This is a genomic window from Nonomuraea sp. NPDC049486 (assembly GCF_040676925.1).
Taxonomy (GTDB): domain Bacteria; phylum Actinomycetota; class Actinomycetes; order Streptosporangiales; family Streptosporangiaceae; genus Nonomuraea; species Nonomuraea ferruginea.
The window spans coordinates 558,429-573,444 of the sequence record NZ_JBFAPV010000004.1 but is presented as its reverse complement, the minus strand read 5'-3'; the positions used below and the strand labels follow the sequence as shown (position 1 = coordinate 573,444).

Annotated in this window: 13 protein-coding genes; 8 read left to right on the top strand and 5 right to left on the bottom strand. The window is 71.7% G+C overall.

The window, feature by feature from the left end:
- The first annotated feature begins 419 nt into the window (after positions 1 to 419).
- Positions 420 to 1,661, top strand: coding sequence for a prenyltransferase/squalene oxidase repeat-containing protein (locus AB0K05_RS15140; RefSeq protein WP_271277383.1), 1,242 nt, complete (start codon positions 420 to 422; stop codon positions 1,659 to 1,661).
- A 40-nt stretch (positions 1,662 to 1,701) separates the two neighbouring features.
- On the opposite strand, the gene AB0K05_RS15135 is transcribed toward AB0K05_RS15140, so the two are convergent.
- Positions 1,702 to 3,042 carry an FAD-binding oxidoreductase gene (locus AB0K05_RS15135; RefSeq protein ID WP_364229552.1) on the bottom strand — a complete coding sequence of 447 codons (1,341 nt, stop codon included), beginning with the start codon at positions 3,040 to 3,042 and terminating at the stop codon, positions 1,702 to 1,704.
- A 165-nt stretch (positions 3,043 to 3,207) separates the two neighbouring features.
- Here AB0K05_RS15135 and AB0K05_RS15130 point away from each other — a divergent pair, with 165 nt between their 5' ends.
- On the top strand, positions 3,208 to 4,089 hold the full coding sequence (locus AB0K05_RS15130) for an RNA polymerase sigma-70 factor (protein ID WP_364229551.1): 882 nt from the start codon (positions 3,208 to 3,210) through the stop codon (positions 4,087 to 4,089).
- A gap of 7 nt (positions 4,090 to 4,096) precedes the next feature.
- Here AB0K05_RS15130 and AB0K05_RS15125 read toward each other — a convergent pair whose 3' ends face one another.
- The gene (locus AB0K05_RS15125) at positions 4,097 to 4,552 is read right to left on the bottom strand and encodes an NAD(P)H-dependent oxidoreductase (protein WP_148035321.1); all 456 of its coding nucleotides are present in this window, start codon (positions 4,550 to 4,552) and stop codon (positions 4,097 to 4,099) included.
- 57 nt (positions 4,553 to 4,609) lie between these two features.
- On the opposite strand from AB0K05_RS15125, the gene AB0K05_RS15120 reads away from it, so the two are divergent.
- A complete protein-coding gene (locus AB0K05_RS15120; protein WP_261808938.1) occupies positions 4,610 to 5,263 on the top strand; it encodes an HNH endonuclease family protein in 654 nt (217 codons plus the stop codon).
- A 66-nt stretch (positions 5,264 to 5,329) separates the two neighbouring features.
- Complete coding sequence (locus tag AB0K05_RS15115; protein WP_364229548.1) at positions 5,330 to 6,145, top strand: metalloregulator ArsR/SmtB family transcription factor; 816 nt, start codon at positions 5,330 to 5,332, stop codon at positions 6,143 to 6,145.
- A gap of 302 nt (positions 6,146 to 6,447) precedes the next feature.
- On the opposite strand, the gene AB0K05_RS15110 is transcribed toward AB0K05_RS15115, so the two are convergent.
- Positions 6,448 to 8,484, bottom strand: coding sequence for a cellulose binding domain-containing protein (locus tag AB0K05_RS15110; RefSeq protein WP_364229546.1), 2,037 nt, complete (start codon positions 8,482 to 8,484; stop codon positions 6,448 to 6,450).
- Between the two features lie 256 nt (positions 8,485 to 8,740).
- On the opposite strand from AB0K05_RS15110, the gene AB0K05_RS15105 reads away from it, so the two are divergent.
- Genes AB0K05_RS15105 through AB0K05_RS15090 form a run of 4 tightly spaced genes read left to right on the top strand, consistent with a single transcriptional unit; the run spans position 8,741 to position 12,144 of the window.
- A complete protein-coding gene (locus tag AB0K05_RS15105; RefSeq protein WP_271277379.1) occupies positions 8,741 to 9,652 on the top strand; it encodes an ABC transporter ATP-binding protein in 912 nt (303 codons plus the stop codon).
- 5 nt (positions 9,653 to 9,657) lie between these two features.
- Positions 9,658 to 10,353 carry an ABC transporter permease gene (locus AB0K05_RS15100; protein ID WP_364229544.1) on the top strand — a complete coding sequence of 232 codons (696 nt, stop codon included), beginning with the start codon at positions 9,658 to 9,660 and terminating at the stop codon, positions 10,351 to 10,353.
- A 2-nt stretch (positions 10,354 to 10,355) separates the two neighbouring features.
- Complete coding sequence (locus AB0K05_RS15095) at positions 10,356 to 11,522, top strand: sensor histidine kinase (RefSeq protein ID WP_364229542.1); 1,167 nt, start codon at positions 10,356 to 10,358, stop codon at positions 11,520 to 11,522.
- Entirely contained in the window at positions 11,515 to 12,144 is a 630-nt protein-coding gene (locus tag AB0K05_RS15090) for a response regulator transcription factor (RefSeq protein WP_148035327.1), read from the top strand. Before AB0K05_RS15095 ends, AB0K05_RS15090 begins: the two co-directional genes overlap by 8 nt.
- A 3-nt stretch (positions 12,145 to 12,147) precedes the next feature.
- Here AB0K05_RS15090 and AB0K05_RS15085 read toward each other — a convergent pair whose 3' ends face one another.
- Both AB0K05_RS15085 and AB0K05_RS15080 read right to left on the bottom strand, forming a co-directional pair.
- Positions 12,148 to 12,777, bottom strand: a complete 630-nt coding sequence (locus tag AB0K05_RS15085; protein WP_364229539.1) for a response regulator transcription factor — start codon at positions 12,775 to 12,777, stop codon at positions 12,148 to 12,150.
- A 141-nt stretch (positions 12,778 to 12,918) separates the two neighbouring features.
- On the bottom strand, positions 12,919 to 14,961 hold the full coding sequence (locus tag AB0K05_RS15080; protein WP_364229537.1) for a GAF domain-containing sensor histidine kinase: 2,043 nt from the start codon (positions 14,959 to 14,961) through the stop codon (positions 12,919 to 12,921).
- Positions 14,962 to 15,016 lie beyond the last annotated feature (55 nt).

Sequence of the window (15,016 nt, the reverse complement as noted above, 5' to 3'; positions counted from 1 at the left end):
AGCAGATGACCGGCCGTCTCCATGTCGCAGTGAATGCGTCGGTAGAAACCCGCTGGATACGGCAGGGCACCCGGGATCGGGCGGGTAACAATGCCCTCCTCCGCGGCCCAGGTCCCGGTGGCGGTGGTGAGATGGGCCAGGGAAGCCCGCCGGGGAAGGGATCGGGCCCACTCGGTCGTGCCGCCGATCGCGAGGATATCGCCGTCCTCAATATGAAAGCCAGAAACCACCGATCTGCACCGTCCCGAATGAGGTATGGCGACCGGACACTTCGGCTATATCAAAGCGTGACGTTAGTTGCAATGGGGGGAACGGTACGCTCCGGGAAAAGCGGCGACGGGGGAACGGCCTTGTTGCACGAGATCGATCTGTCACAGTCCGAGAGCGCGTTGAACAAGTCGATGGACTTGTTGCGCCACATGTACAACGAAAGTCCCGCGGGTGGGGGCGGCTGGTACCACCTGCTCGACACCGTCCCGCCGGGGGCGACCGCGACCGCCGTGGCGTTGCTGACCTTCCACGTCGCCGGTGAGTCTCCGCCCCACCTGGAGGACGCGCTCAACTTCCTGAGGGTCCGCCAGATCAAGGACGAGGACCCGAAGGTCGACGGCGGCTGGTGGACCAACACCAGCAAGGACAAGCCGGTGGTCGAGGCGACCGCCTGGGTAGTGCGGTGCCTGGCCGCGCTGCGGTGCGACGACCAGCCGACGACTCCCGACCTCTCACGGGCGGTGTCCTGGTTGCGCAACAACCAGGACAGGTCCGGCGGCTGGGGCTCCTTCCACGGCTGCCCGCCCCGCGTCTGGCTGACGTGCCTGGCCCTGCGGGCCCTGCTGGAGGCGGCTCCCCAGGACCCGGCGGTCGACAAGGGGGTGGCGTGGCTGATCGAGCAGCAGCTGCCCTCCGGCGGCTGGGCCCCGGAGCCCCGCCAGAACCAGGCACGCGTCGCCCACACCGCGTCGGCGCTCACCACGCTGGTGAAGGCCGGCGTCGACCCGGCGTCCGAGAAGGTGGCCAAGGGCTTCGACTGGCTCCTCGCCAACCTGGACACCTCCTCCCTGGTGGAGATCGGCAACCGGGAGGAACGGTCCAACGTCCTCTTCCTGCGCACGGACAAGGGCGAGGAATACTGGCTCCCGCCGTCGCTGACGCACTACGCGCTGCCGGTGGCGACCACGGCGCTGATGCACCATCCGCGGTTCCAGAGCATCGACGTGGCGGGGAAGCTGGCGCAGTCCTTCGACACGATCGTCACCGAGCAGTGTCAGGACGGGTCCTGGCCCAACAGCATGAGCACGCACATCACTCTGTGGGGAGTGTGGCCGTGCGTGGAGGCTCTGGCGTCGCTCAGGAGCGTCAGGCTCGCTCGCGCCGGGGATCAGATCGTCTGGATGGAAGGCGCGATCGTGATCCGGCAGAAGGACGGGAAGAACCTGCCGATCGAGAAGGTCCTGCGTCCTCTGCTGCCGCGGCGCCGGTGGGCCGGGTCCCTGCGGTGGTTGCGGAGGCACTGGGCCTGGGTGTCGCTGGCGCTCTTCGTGGCGGGAGGAGCCGTGGGGCTGGCGACGCGGCTGATCCAGCTGACGGAGTTCGCCTTCGGGCTGATCCTGCCGATCGTCCTCCTGGTGCTCCAGCGCTTCATCGATCGCAAACGCCAGTGACGCGGCCGGCCGGCCACTGACATGGCCGGCCGGTTCCTGTCTACCGGGGCCGGATGTTGTGGTTGCCGCTGAACAGGTTGCCGGGGTCGTACTGACGCTTGACCGCGGCGAGCCGCTCGTAGGTCGGCGCCGGGTAGACGGCGGCGACGTCCTCCTCGGTGGCTGTTGCGAGGAAGTTGGCGTAGGCGCCGCCGGCGTGCGGCGCGAGTTTCGCCCAGAGCGCTTCCAGGGCGGGACGCGCGGCCTCGACGACCGGCTCGGGGCCCGCGACGGTGGTCGTGAACATCAGCTCCGCCTGGCGGTGCGCGTAGGCGGTGGCGTCGGGGGCCACGCGGGACACGGCGCCGCCGACGCTGCGGACGGCGATGAACGGCGGCCTTTCCGACGCCCCGGCCTCGGCCAGCACCTTGAGCGCGGCGGGCGCCGCGTCACCGCCGGTGAAGGCGCTCCGGGTGAACACGCGGAAGCCCGGCGGCGGGGTGGCGCCGTCCACGAGCGTGTCCGCGAAGGGCCGCAGTGCGACGTCGTCGTCGACGACCGTGCCGAGGCGGCGGATCGGGTCGATGGCTCCGGCCGCGCGCTCCGGGTCGTCGCCGTCGAAGGCGACGCGGATCTCGACGGGCGCTTCGGGGCCGCCCGCGAAGGGGTTGGCGAACTCCGCGACGGAGGTGAGCTCTTCCGGGGCGGTGCGGAGGTGGTCCGCCCAGCCCTGGAGCACGGCCGCCGCCTCCCGCGCGGGGAAGGCGATCCGGCCGAAGAAGACGTCCGTCGTCGGGTGTGCCGTGAACGCGAAGGCGGTCACGATCCCGAAGTTCCCGCCGCCGCCGCGGATCGCCCAGAACAGCTCCGGGTTCTCCCGCGCGGAGGCCCGCACGGTCTCCCCATCGGCGGTGACCAGCTCCGCGGCGACCAGGTTGTCCAGGGCCAGGCCGTGCTTCCTGACCTTCCAGCCGATGCCCCCGCTCAAGGTCAGCCCGCCGACCCCGACTCCCTTGGTGTCACCCGAGGAGATCGCCAGGCCGTGCGGGGCCAGCGCGGTCGCGACCTGGCCCCAGGTGGCGCCGCCGCCGATCCGTACGAGGTGACGCTCCTTGTCGGTGACCTCCACGCTCGCGAGCGCGCCGAGGTCGATCACCACGCCGCCGTCGTTGGTGCCGAAGCCCGCGAAGGCGTGGCCGCCTCCTCGTACGGACAGCCGGAGGCCGGCGCCGGCGGCGAATCTCACGCCCGCCCGCACGTCCCCGACGCTCCTGGGCCGCAGGACCCAGGCAGGACTGCCCGTCACCAGCACGGAACGGCCGGCCGACGCGTACTCGGCCGATCCCGGTTCGACGATGTCGCCGCCGAAGTCGCGGCGCAGGGCTTCCAGTGCTGAACTCATGATGTTCCTTCCGTACGCGGTCTGACGAGCAAGAGATCCCGGCGGCGCGACGCTTGTGACAGCGCGGCGGGTGTGACGTATGTCACCGAGTCCGGGTGTCACACGGCGGCGGCGAGCGGGATCGTATGCGTGGCACGGTCGGGAACGGACAGGCGAGGAGCAGTGATGGGCGAAGGCAGCGAGCATCCGGCGACCGAGGCGTTCCTCGCCCACCGCAACCTGCTGTTCACGGTCGCCTACGAGATGTTGGGCTCGGCCGTCGACGCGGAGGACGTCCTGCAGGAGACCTGGCTGCGGTGGGCGGGCGTCGATCTCGGTACGGTGCGGGATCAGCGTGCTTATCTGGTACGGATCGTCACGCGGCAGGCGCTGAAACGGCTGCGCACGCTCGGCCGGCGCAAGGAGTCCTACGTCGGCCCGTGGCTGCCCGAGCCGCTGCTGACCGCGCCCGACGTGGCCGAGGACGTGGAGCTGGCCGAGAGCGTCTCGATGGCGATGCTGCTGGTGCTGGAGACGCTGACGCCGACCGAGCGGGCGGTGTTCGTGCTGCGTGAGGTGTTCGACCTGGCCTACGACGAGATCGCGGAAGCCGTCGGCAAGAGCGCGGCCGCGGTCCGCCAGATCGCCCACCGGGCGCGGTCCCACGTCGCCGCCCGCCGGCCGCGCGGGGCCGCCTCACCGGCCGAGACCCGCGACGTGCTGGAGGCGTTCCGGCGGGCGGTCGAGACGGGCGACCTGCGGCGGCTCCTCGACGTCCTCGCGCCCGACGTCGTCCTGCTGGCGGACGGCGGCGGGCTCGTGCCGGCCGCGCCCGCGCCCGTCGTGGGAGCCGGTCAGGTGGCCGCGCTGCTGAAAAGGGTCGCCCGCACGGCGTCGCCGCAGCCGGCGCTGGTCAACGGCTGCCCCGCGCTGGTCATCCGTGCCGATGGCGAGGTCGAGACCGTCATGGCGGTGCGCGTCGAGGACGGCCTCATCACCGGGCTCTACGCCGTGCGCAATCCCGAGAAGTTGTCGCGCATGGAGCGGGAGACCGCGGTGAGCCGCTGAGCCGCCGTCAGCCGGGGCTGATCGTGGCGGCGACCGTGGCGCCGAGCTCCCAGCAGGCTTCCAGGTCGTCCTTGCCGGGGGCGCCCGTCACCGACGCCGGGCGCCGGACCCGCTCCCAGCCGAGTCCGGTGGCGATCGACTCCACCGCGCGGACGGCGCCGGTCGTGTCGTTGTTGCCGTGCACGTACAGGGCGTACGGCAGGCGGCGGGTCTCCTCCAGGCAGGGGTAGTAGATCGTGTCGAAGAAGTGCTTGAGCGCGCCGCTCATGTAGCCGATGTTGGCCGGGGTGCCCAGGATGAGGCCGTCGGCCGCGAACACGTCGACGGCGGTGGCGGCCAGCGCCGGGCGGGTGACGACCTCCACGCCCTCGACCTCGTCGGTGGTGGCGCCCTCCCGGACGGCCTCGAAGAGCTCGCGGAGCGTGGGCGAGGTGGTGTGGTGCACGATCAGCAGGCGCGTCACGTCATCGATCCTTTCACGGCGAGGTTATCCGCGCCGCGAGCGGGGATGCCGCTCGTCATGGGTGAAACCATGATCTTCCTGCGGCGGGCGACCAACGTCGCCGTGCTCACTCTCCTCGTCCTCCCGATCACCGCCGTTCTCACTGCCCCGCCCGCGGCGGCCGAATCCCGCAAGCAGGCCGCCGCCCGGGCCCGGAGCATGCTGGCGCAGCTCAAGGTCGCCAGGCCGTTGTCCATCCGCGGTTACAGCCGCGAGAAGTTCCGCCCCCACTGGGCGGACCGCAAGGGGAGGTGCAGTACGCGGGAGCTCGTCCTGGCCCGCGACGGGCGGCGCGTCCGCCGGAACGCGGCCTGCCACCCGGTCAAGGGAGTCTGGTTCAGCCCGTACGACGGCAAGAAGCTGAAGAGCGAGAGGTACGTGGACGTCGACCACGTGGTGCCGCTCGCGTACGCCTGGCGGTCGGGCGCCAAGCGGTGGAGCCCGGCCAAGCGGCGCGCGTTCGCCAACGACATCAGGCGGCCCGAACTGCTCACCGTGAGCCATTCCGCCAACATCGCCAAGGGCGCCAAGGGCCCGCAAAGCTGGCGTCCGCCGCGCCGCGCCCACTGGTGCCGGTACGCGACGTCGTGGATCACCGTGAAGCGTCACTACCGGCTCTTCGTCACCCGCAAGGAGAAGACGGCCCTGCTCAACATGCTGCGCACCTGTTGACATGCAGCCGTTTGGCTGCCTATCGTTCATAGGCAGCCAAACGGCTGCGCAATCGAGGTGGTAGCTGTGGACGACGTGTTCAAGGCGCTGGCCGACGCCAGCCGCCGCATGCTCCTGGACAGTCTCAACGCCCGTGACGGCCAGACCCTGAGCGAGCTCTGCGACGGGCTGGACATGGCCCGCCAGTCGGTCAGCAAGCACCTGGCCGTCCTGGAGGCCGCCGAGCTGATCACCACGGTCAGGCACGGCCGGGAGAAGCTCCACTACCTCAACGCCGCCCCGATCAACGACATCGCCGAGCGCTGGATCCGCCGCTACGACCGGCGGCGCGTCCAGTCGCTGTCGGCGCTGAAGCGAGCCCTTGAGGAGACGGCTGTGTCCAAGCCCGAGTTCGTCTACACGTCCTACATCGTCACCACGCCGGAGCGCCTGTGGCGCGCGCTGACCGAGCCGGAGTTCACCCGGGCCTACTGGGGTCTCACCCTGGAGTCGGCCTGGACCAAGGGCGCCCCCGTCGTCTGGCGCACCGAGGGCTCGGTCGTCGACGACGGCGGCAGCGTGGTCCTGGAGTCCGACCCCTACCGGCGGCTCTCGTACAGCTGGCACACCTTCACCCGGGAGTGGGCCGACGACGCCGGCGTCTCCCCGGACGTCCTCGCCGAGATCGCCGCCGAGCCCCGCTCTCGCGTGACCTTCGATCTCGAACCGGCCGGGGACCGGGTCAAGCTCACTGTCGTCCATGACGGTTTCGAGCCGGGCAGCACCGTCCTGGAGATGATCAAGGGGGGATGGCCGGAACTGCTGTCCGAACTCAAGACCCTGCTCGAACGGCATCCGGCCGGTGTTGAGGACGGATCACGGCGATCTAACGCCGAGCGTTGACCGTCGCGATCCGTCAGATCGGGACTGCGGTCACCACCAGTAGCCCCAGTCGTCGTCCCAGTCCCAATCGTTCCAGTAGCCCCACCACCTTCTGCGGCGGCAGCGACGGTACCGACGGCGGCGGCAGCCGCCATATCCGCTACTCACGACGTCTCCCCCTTTTCGATTGATCCTTCAATTAGGACGCTAGCACCCAAATGGGGATCAATCACTACAAATCCACCGGTTTCAAAAAGACTTGAAGGGCATCGAAGGCCGTCGATCGAATGGCGGCCTTCGATGCCCTTTCATGACGCGTCAGCTCAGCCGGTGCCGCAGACCCTTCCGTTGAAGGTGAAGACCGACGGCAGGACGTTCGGGCCGGTGTAGTTGCCGACGAAGCCGATCGTGGTCGTCGCGCCCGTGCCCAGCGCGCCGTTCCCTGGCTCGCTGACGGCCTTGACGTCCTGGCCGTTCTGGGTCCAGGTCGCGCTCCAGCCGCTGCCGAGGCTCTGCCAGGCTCTCGGCCAGGCGAAGTTCAGCGTCCAGCCGTTGACCGGGGCGCCGGTGTTGGTGATCTCGATGCTGCCGACGTAGCCGCTGGCCCAGTCCGACTGCACGGTCAGCTTCGCCGTGCAGGAGCTCGTGGCGGGGGCCTTGGTGGTGAAGGTCAGCGGCGGGGAGGACCAGGAGAGGCCGCCGCCGCTGTCGCGGGCGATCACGTTGACGGTGTAGCGGGTGCCGGGCCTGAGGTTGGCGGCCGTGAACGAGGTGCCGCCGGTCTCGCCGAGCTGCTCGGTGACGGCGCCGTGCTGGCGGTGGATCTCGTACTTGGCGACCGGGCGGGCGCCCGGGGTGGCGCGCGGCCAGGTGATGGTGACGGTGGTGTCGGTCACGGCGGTGGCGGCGGGCTGACCGGGGGCGCCGGGGCCGGACGGCGGGGCGGCGGGACGCAGGACGATCGTGGTGAGCGACAGCGGCGGCAGGAGCCGGCCGGCGGGAGTGCCCGCGGTCTCGGTGGTGATCGCGGTGGCGCCGTTGGTGTGGGTGAGCACGGTGGGCGCGCCCGCGGCGGGGGTGTAGCCCTCGTAGTCGAGGGCGGCCGCGTACGAGGTGTCGCGCGAGGTGTTGATCAGCATGACCGCCAGCTCGCCGTTGGGGCGGCGGGCGGCGTGCGCGGAGACCGCGGGCTGGTCGGCCGCCGCCCGGACGAACTGGTCGCCGGGACGGGCGAAGCGGCTGACCATCTGGAGCGCGTAGTAGGGCGCGAAGGGGGTGTTCAGCGCGGGCTCGCAGACCGAGCCGTCGGACGTGCAGGCCGCGCTCGACAGCAGGCCGAAGTCGCCGTAGTCGGTGTGCCCCTCGACCTCGGTGACGGCGCCGATGCCGTTGCGCACGTTCCACCAGTCGACCGTGAACACGCCGTTGGCCAGCAGCGTCGCGTACGCGTCGGCGGCGGCCAGGGCGCCCGGCTGGGTGTTGGTGCCGTTGCTGCTCGAGCCGGTGTTGAACTCCGTCATCGCGATGCCGATCCGCTCGGCGCCGGGGCCGGCGTACCGGGCGATCTGCTCGCGGGCGAGCTGGACCATGTCGGGTACGTGTCCCGTACGGTCGAGGGCCCCCGGATACCAGTGCAGGACCACGAAGTCGATCTTGGATCCGGCGGCCGACAGGACGACCTGGTTCCAGCTTCCCGCGTCGCCCTCGGCCACGATCGCGTCGGGCCAGTTGGCGGGGGTGGTGAGCACGGCGCCGATCTTGATGGTGGGGTCGACGGCCTTCATGGCGTCCGCGTAGGCGACGACGTGGCGGGCGTACTCGGCCGGGCTCTTGTCGGGGTGGTCGTCGGCCTCCCAGGCGGCGCCGTAGTGGCCGTTGCCGTAGTTCTCGTTGCCGATCTCCCAGTACTTCACGCCGTAGCCCTTGGTGACGTTGGCGTACCTGACCCAGGCGGCGGCCTCCTCGGCCGTGCCGGTGCCGTAGTTGGCGGTCACCATCGCCTTGGCCCCGGTGCGGCGCACGCCGGCCATGTAGGTGTCGAAGTCGGTGTTCGGCGCGACGTAGCCGCCGGGGGCGGTGTGGTCGGCCCAGTGGTAGATGTCGGAGTACGAGCCGCCGGGGTAGCGCAGCAGCTTCACGCCCGCCTCCTTGAGGAGGTCGGCGGTCTGGTCCGAGCCCAGGTGGGTGTCCCAGATGGCATGGTTGGTGCCGATGCCTGTCTCGGGTACGGCCGCGAGGGCGGCACGGGTGTTGACGGTCACCTCGACAGGGGCGGCGTCCTGGGCATGGGCGGCAGGGATGTTCAGGGCGGCCAGCGTCAGCACGATCGCGGACGCGGCCCGGAGCAGGGTTCTCGGCATCGGTGCACCTCGCCGTGGCAGTGGTCATCACTGGACGGTCATCACTCGACGGTCATCACTCGACGCCTCCTCCTGACCAGGAGACAAGCGTGATCATGTGCGGCGGGCGGTGCGTTCGTCAACCGCCGGTGAAACTTTCAGCTCCGGATTCGGCCGCGCATCAACCGATCGGTTGATTTCCGCGCCAGCCGGATCCGCGGCGGATCATGGCCGGCGGGTCGATTCGCCGGAGCCGCCGGCGGACGACGCTTGAGCCATGGCAGTCATCGAAGTCAACGGCCTCCGCAAGTCGTACGGGGAGCTGACGGTTCTGGACGGGGTGTCGTTCTCCGTGGAAGAGGGCGAGATCTTCGGCATCCTCGGCCCCAACGGCACCGGCAAGACCACCACCGTGGAGTGCGTGGAAGGGCTGCGGCAGCCCGACGACGGGTCGATCAGCGTGCTGGGGCTCGACCCGGCCAAGGACGGCAGGCGGCTGCGCGAGCGGATCGGCGTGCAGCTCCAGCACACGCAACTGCCGGAGAACATCAAGGTGTGGGAGGCCCTGGACCTCTACGCCTCGTTCTACGCCCAGCCGCGCGACTGGCGCGAGCTGATGGCCGAGTGGGGGCTGGACGAGAAGCGCGACGCCCGGTTCGGGAAGCTGTCGGGCGGCCAGAAGCAGCGCCTGTTCATCGCCCTGGCGCTGGTCGGCAACCCGCGGGTGGCCTTCCTCGACGAGCTGACCACCGGGCTCGACCCGCAGGCCCGGCGCACCACCTGGGAGCTGATCAAGCGGGTCCGGGCGAGCGGCGTGACGGTGGTGCTGGTCAGCCACTTCATGGACGAGGTCGAGGAGCTCTGCGACCGGGTCGCCGTCTTCGACCGCGGCCGCGTCGTCGCCCTCGACACCCCGGCGGGCCTGATCGACGGGATCGACGCCGAGCACCGGATGAGCTTCACGCTGATGGACGGCGAGCCCGCCGGGCTGGCGGACCTGCCCGGCGTGACCGGGGTGAGCAGGACCGGCGACCGGGTGGTCGTCAGCGGGCGGGCCGACTTCGCCACCGCGGTCACCGCCCACCTCGCCAGGCACCACGTCCTCGTGAGCGACCTGCGCATCGACAAGCGCACCCTCGACGACGCCTTCATCGCCCTGACCGGCCGTTCCTTCGGCACCAAGGAGTAGGACCCGTGACCAAGCTGACCTTCGTCGAACTGAAGCTGCTCACCAGGGAGCCCGGGGCGATCTTCGCCCTGCTCATCCCGCTGTTCATCCTCGTGGTCTTCGGCAGCTCGATCGAGCCCGGCGACACCGTGCTGGTGCCGATGGCGCTGGCCATCGCGGTGGGGCTCGTCGGCCTCTACATGCTGCCCACCACCCTGGCCACCTACCGCGAGCGGGGCATCCTGCGCCGGCTCTCGGCCACGCCGGTGCGCCCGGTGCGGATGCTGGTGGTGCAGCTGATCCTGCAGCTCGTGCTCGCGGTGGCCGCCTGCGGCCTGCTGCTGGGCGTGGCGGGCGGCGTCCTGGGAGCTCACCTGCCTTCCCGGTGGCCGCTGGTCGCGCTGGTCTTCCTGCTCGGGGCGGGTTCCCTGTTCGCCATCGGGCTGCTCATCGCGGCGCTGGCCCCGAACGGGCGGTCCGCCAACGGGATCGGCGTCCTGCTGTACTTCCCGATGGCCTTTCTGGCCGGGCTGATGCAGCCGACGCACCAGATGCCCGATATTTTGGTGCGCGTCGGTGAATACACCCCTCTGGGGGCTTTCCGGCAGAGTCTGCAGGACATCTGGGCGGGCAGCCCGGCCGATCCGCTGCCGCTGCTGGTGATGGCCGGGTACGCGCTGGTCGTCAGTATGATCGCGGCCAGGTTCTTTCGCTGGGAGTAGGCATGACGGCGCAGCTCGATCGATGGGAGCGCCTGCTGGAGCGCCAGCTGACGGCAGCACCGTACGTCCTGCTGGCAGCCAGCACGATGCTCGCGCTCCTCACGGAGGACGGCCCGCCATGGCGGGTCGTGGCGCTGGCGGCGCTGGCCGCCTTGTGGCTCCGGCTGGTCCCGCGGGGCGTCGTCTACGTGATCGGGCTGATCGTCCTGATCGGCGTGCTGTGCACGCAGGCGGTGTGGTTCGCCGGCTTCTTCGGCTTCATCGGCTACCTGCACTCATGGGAGTACCTGAAAGGGATGTGGCGCTTCGCCGGGGTCACCGCCACGGCGGCGATCAGCGTCACGGCCTTCTTCGGCGGGCCGCCGGACCCCGTCCCGTCCAAGATCCTCTCGTACCTGCTGCTCACCGCCGCCATCGTGGCCGCGGTCGGGCTGTTCAGCTTCGTCGGCGAGATCACAGCCGCGCGCAGCGCCGAGCGGAAGCAGATGGTGACGCGGCTGGAGGAGACGCTGCGGGAGAACGCGGGCCTGCATGCGCAGCTGCTGGTCCAGGCCCGGGAGGCGGGCGTGATGGACGAGCGGCAGCGGATGGCGGCGGAGATCCACGACACCCTCGCCCAGGGCCTGACCGGCATCATCACCCAGCTCCAGGCGGCACACCAGGCCGGCGACTGGCGCCGCAACGTGGACAACGCCCTGCGGCTGGCGCGGGAGAGCCTCGCCGAGGCCCGGCGCTCCGTCCAGGCGGTCGGCCCCGGCCAGCTGGACGCCGCCCCGCTGCCCGAGGCGCTGCGCGAGGTCGTGGCCCGGTGGAGCGAGCTCAACGGGGTGCGCGCCGACTTCACCACCACCGGCACCGTGCGCCCCATGCACCCGGAGGTGGAGGAGACCCTGCTCCGCACCGCGCAGGAGGCCCTGGCCAACGCGGCCAGGCACGCGGGCGCGTCCCGGGTGGGGCTGACCCTTTCCTACATGGAGGACATGGTGACGCTGGACGTGCGCGACGACGGCGCGGGCTTCGACCTCGAACGCGTACGGGAGGGCGGCGGTTTCGGCCTGACCTCGATGCGCGGGCGCGTCAGCCGCCTGGCCGGAACCCTGGAGATCGAGACCGAGCCCGGCGGCGGCACCGCGATCTCCGCGAGCGTCCCGGCGGTGGCGCGTGGCTGACGACCCGATCCGGCTGCTGATCGCCGACGACCATCCCATCGTGCGCGACGGCATCCGCGGCATGTTCGCCGGCGACCCGGACTTCGAGGTGCTCGCCGAGGCCGAGAACGGCGCCCGGGCGGTCGAGCTGGCGCGGGCGCTGAGCCCTGACGTGATCCTCATGGACCTGCGCATGCCGGGGATGGACGGCGTCGCCGCCATCAAGGAGCTCACCAGGCTCGGCATCGGGGCCCGGGTGCTCGTCCTGACCACGTACGACACCGACAGGGACGTCCTGCCCGCCATCGAGGCCGGCGCGACCGGCTATCTCCTCAAGGACACCCGGCGCGACGACCTCATCAGGGCCGTGCGCACGGCGGCGCGGGGCGAGTCGGTGCTGTCCCCGTCCGTCGCCACCCGCCTGGTGGGGCAGGTGCGCACGCCGGCCGACCCGCTGAGCGCCCGCGAGCTGGAGGTCCTGGACCTGATCGCGCAGGGCACGACCAACCGCGAGGTGGCCGCGCGCCTGTTCGTCAGCGAGGCCACGGTCAAGAGCCATCTGCTGCACATCTACGCGAAGCTCGGCGTGAACGACCGCGCGGCGGCCGTCGCCGTCGCCTTCCGGCGCGGCCTCATCGGCTGAGCGTCAGAGGCCCGCCTCCCGGGCGCGCATGATCGCCTGTGCGCGGTCGGCCACCTGGAGCTTGGTGAAGACGGCCGAGACGTGGTTGCGCACGGTCTTCTGGCTCAGCCCCAGCCGGGCGGCGATCTGCGGGTTGGTGAGGTGGCCGGCGATCAGGGCGAGGATCTCCCGCTCGCGCGGGGTCAGGCCGGGCAGGGCGGGCTCGGCGCGCTCGCCCGCGGAGAAGTAGCCGACGAGGCGGGAGGCGAGGGCCGGGCCGAACACGGCGCCGCCCTCGGCCACGGTCTGCACCGACCGGACGAGCTCGGCCCGGCGCGCGCCCTTGACGACGTAACCGCGGGCCCCGGCCCGGACGGCGGCGAACACCGAGTCGTCGTCGTCGGACATGCTGAGCACGAGGACCCTGATGTGCGGGTGGTCGCGGGTCAGCCGCTCGGTGGCCGCGATGCCTCCCATGCCGGGCATGTCCAGGTCCATCAGGACCACGTCCGGCTGGATCCGCCCGGCCAGCGCGAGCGCCTGCTCCCCGCTGCCCGCCTCGTCCGCGACGTCGATCCCCTCGGCCGTCGCCAGCAGAGTCCGCAGCCCGGCGCGGAACCCCGCATGGTCGTCCACCACCAAGACCCTGATCATCGCCGTCCCCTTCACTGCCCGCACGGTCGTCGGCTACCAGGATCGTGGGTCATCGCCGTTCCCCACCGCGGCCCGCGTGGCCGATCACTACCAGGATGCCGGGTCACCGCCCGTCCCCTTCCCCGCCCGCGTGGTCGTCGGCTACCAGGATCCTGGGTCATCGCCGGTCCCTTCCGCTTCCGCGGGGAGTTCGACCCGGACGCGGGTGCCGCCTCCGGGGCGTTCCTCGATCGTGCACGATCCGCCGAGTTCCGTGGCCCGTTCGCGCATGGACGCGAGCCCGACTCCTGATCCGTCCCGGTCCTCCGGACCGATGCCGCGGCCGTCGTCGGAGATCTCCAGCCTGAGCGTCCCGTCCGCGATCTCGACGCGCAGCCATGAACGGGTCGCGCCCGCGTGGCGGCGGGTGTTGGCCAGGGCCTCGGTCGCGATCCGGTAGGCGGCGGCCTCGGTGGCGGCGGGCAGCGCGGGCAGGTCGTGCGGCGCGTGCACGTCCACCCGCAGGCCGGCCGGCTGCCTGATGGCGTGCGCGCGCAGCGCCCCGGCCAGGCCGAGGGAGTCGAGCGCGGGCGGGCGCAGCCCGTCGACCAGGGTCCGCACGTCGGCCAGCGCCGTCTCGGCGTCGTCCACGATCTCGGCGAGCAGCCGCCGCGCCCGCTCGTCGGTGACCAGGTCGTGCGCCGCCTCGGCCCGCATGGTCAGCGCGGCCAGGGTGGGGCCGAGCCCGTCGTGCAGGTCACGCCGGAGCCGCCGCCGCTCCTCCTCCCTGCCCATGACCAGCCGTTCGCGGGAGCGTCGCAGGTCGGCGGAGAGCCGCACGGCGTGCACGGCCACCGCGACCTGCCGGGCCAGGTCCTGGAGCACGCGCAGGTCGCGAGGGCCGAACCCGCTGTCGCCCGGCCGCGGCGAGAGCACCAGGCCGCCGACCCGCTCGCCGTTGTGCGTCAGCGGCAGCCGCACCGGATCGGCGGCCCTGGCCGGCTCACCGTGTTCGTGGCGGGCGCCCTGGCTGGTCTCCACCGCCACGTACGGCAGGCGCAGCGCCTCGGCGATCGACCGGGCGATCCCCGGCAGCACGGTGCCGGGGTCGGCGGTGCTCTCCAGCCTGCGGCCCAGCCGGGTGAGCGCGGCGTACGGGTCGTTCCGCTCGCCGTAGGTCAGCAGGTTGACCCAGCTCTGCAGCCGTTCGCGCAGCGGCGCGAAGGCGAGCGCCACCAGCCCGGCCGCCAGCACGGAGACCGGCAGGTCGCCGGCCGGGAAGAGCGCGCCGAGGTAGCCGACCACGAGGATGTAGCCGCCGGTCACGCAGCCCGACAGCAGCACGTACACCAGGGTGCGGTTGATGACCAGGTCGATGTCGAAGAGCCGGTGGCGCAGGATGGCCACGCAGATGGCGACCGGGATGAGCGTGGCGCCCGCGATGCCGACCAGCTCCCACAGGACGCTGGTCGACGGCCACACCGAGGCGGGGTCGTCGTCGGTCAGCCCGGCGACCAGCCGCGCCCCGATCACCACCGTCTCCAGCGCGACCACGTACACGAGCCACGCGATCTGGCGGCGCTCGGCGTCCTCGCTGCGCCGGGCCCGTACGGCCAGGTTCGCGGCGCCCAGCACGAACACCGCCGCCAGCAGGACGGTCAGCACCGCCTCGGCCGCCGACGCGGGGGTTGCCAGGGCGGGGACGCCGAGCGGGTTGGGCACCGCCGCTCCCATCCCCACCTGGAGGTTGTCGCCCGGGCGGAGCGCGCTCGGCACGGCGGCGAGCGCGGCGGCGGCCACCACTCCCCTGACCGGCGGGCGCAGGCGCGGGGAGGGCAGCCGGCCGCTGGGGAAGTACAGCGGGATCAGGGTGGCCGCCAGGTTGGCCGGTATCCACAGCCAGGTCTGCGGCCAGGAGAGCGCCGCCACGAACGGCAGGCCCGGGTGGGTGAGGCCGAGGATCGCATAGTGGCCGCAGGCCTCCATCAGCGCGAAGCAGAACGCGCTCAGCGCGAGCAGCCGGCCCACCATGTGACCGGGGCGGTGGGCGCCGATGAGCCCGCCCGCCACCGCGCACGCCGCCACGAACAGCAGGTGGACCACCGGGAGCGGGGCGGCGCCGTTGGCGAAGGCCAGGGTGGCGGCCGTCGCCGCCAGGACCAGGGTCAGCGCACACCACGCCCACGCGACACGCGCCGTCGCCATCCGTCCCTCCCGTCCAGGACGCCTGCCGCAACCCTGGTCAAACCATATTTCGGGA